Source organism: Streptomyces sp. A01, from assembly GCF_059026195.1.
Map to the genome: position 1 here is coordinate 1 of NZ_JBWLKN010000085.1, position 1460 is coordinate 1460.

At 66.5% G+C, this 1460-nt stretch carries 2 protein-coding genes; one reads left to right on the forward strand and one right to left on the reverse strand.

Annotation, left to right across the window (positions count from 1 at the left end):
* Nucleotides 1-73: 73 nt before the first annotated feature.
* Nucleotides 74-679, reverse strand: coding sequence for a hypothetical protein (locus AC5P1B_RS35605; protein WP_493892180.1), 606 nt, complete (start codon nt 677-679; stop codon nt 74-76).
* Between the two features lie 64 nt (nt 680-743).
* On the opposite strand from AC5P1B_RS35605, the gene AC5P1B_RS35610 reads away from it, so the two are divergent.
* Nucleotides 744-1325 carry a Uma2 family endonuclease gene (locus tag AC5P1B_RS35610; RefSeq protein ID WP_493892181.1) on the forward strand — a complete coding sequence of 194 codons (582 nt, stop codon included), beginning with the start codon at nt 744-746 and terminating at the stop codon, nt 1323-1325.
* The last annotated feature ends 135 nt before the right edge of the window (nt 1326-1460 follow it).

Below are 1460 nucleotides of genomic sequence, written 5' to 3' on the forward strand. Positions count from 1 at the left end.
TTGAACCGGAATGTGCACTACAAAGCTCCCACCTGCGGAAACACTGTTCTGGGGCGCTCAAGTCAGCACAGAATCAGCACCGTGGCGCGTGTTCCTCGTCCACCGACGGAGGCCGAACCTCCAGGATCGTCGCCGTCCCGCCGGCCACCGCGGTCTCGTGCAGCGTGATCCGGTCGCCCGGGGCGAGGTGCCTCCACCGCGCCGCGGTCAGGGGCAGGAGCCGCACCGGAGCCCGAGCGCCGGGCGCGAGGTCACGAGCGAACTCGACCCACAGCCGAGCGATGGCCAGTTCACTCGTTCCGTCGTCCCTCCGGTTGCCGATGTCCCACATCGGCCGCAGCACCCCTGCTCCAGGAATCGACGTACGCCGGAACGTCTCACCAGCCGGTCGGAGCACGAGTTCGGCCCGGATAACGCCCGCTCGCGCCTCGACCCCCCGCCACCGGCACCACTCCCGGCTCCGTTCGAGCCCCAGCATCCCGGCCGCACGCTCCAGCTCCTCCCAGAAACCCGACGGCGCCGACCACTCGTCACCCAGCTCTTCCAGCAGGTCGAGCGCGACCTCCCACTCGTCGTGCACGAGGTACTCCCAGACATCGGACACCGTGACGTCCTTCTCGGTGGCTACCCCTTCGGGCACCAGCAGCGAGGCTGCCTCAAGTATCCCGACGACATCCATGCGCCGATTATGGATCAGCAGCACGACGCCCCCTCTTGGCGGCCGCAATCGCTAGGGTTGGCTCATGACCGCACTGCCCGACTGGATGCGCCCGCCGCGCGCGGAAGGCTGGTTCGCGGAGGACCTCGACCGCCTCCCCGAGGCACCCCGCCACACCGAGCTGATCGATGGAGCCCTCGTCTTCATGATGTCGCCCCAGAGGTGGTGGCACGGCCACCTCGTCACCATGCTCACCGTCGCACTCATGGAGCAGGTGCCCGCCGACACCAGAGTCGGCCGCGAGATGACCATCAAGCTCGACCCGCGCAACCGTCCCGAACCGGACCTGCTGGTGACAACGGCCGATTTCGACGGCGACCGTACCTGGTTCGCACCGGAGGACGTCCAGCTCGTCATCGAGGTCGTCTCCCCGGAGTCCGCCCATCGCGATCGCACAGTAAAAATCCGCAAGTACGCAGAGGCCGGCATCCCGCACTACTGGTGCATCGAGGACGAGGACGGGGCACCCGTCGTCCACGTCTACGAACTCGACGAACCCACTGGCACCTACGCGCCCGCCGGGATCTTCCGGGGCACCCTCCAGCGCCCGGTGCCTTTCGAGGTCAGCCTTGACCTCGACAAGCTCACGCCGCCCCGAAGCAGCTGAAAAGTCAGCACCAAGTCAGCACGGGAATGCAGAAGGGGTCGGACTCGTCAGAGTCCGACCCCTTCTGACTGGCACGTTTGACGAAACGACCAACATACAGTAACGGGACGATTACACGTTGAACCGGAACTCCAC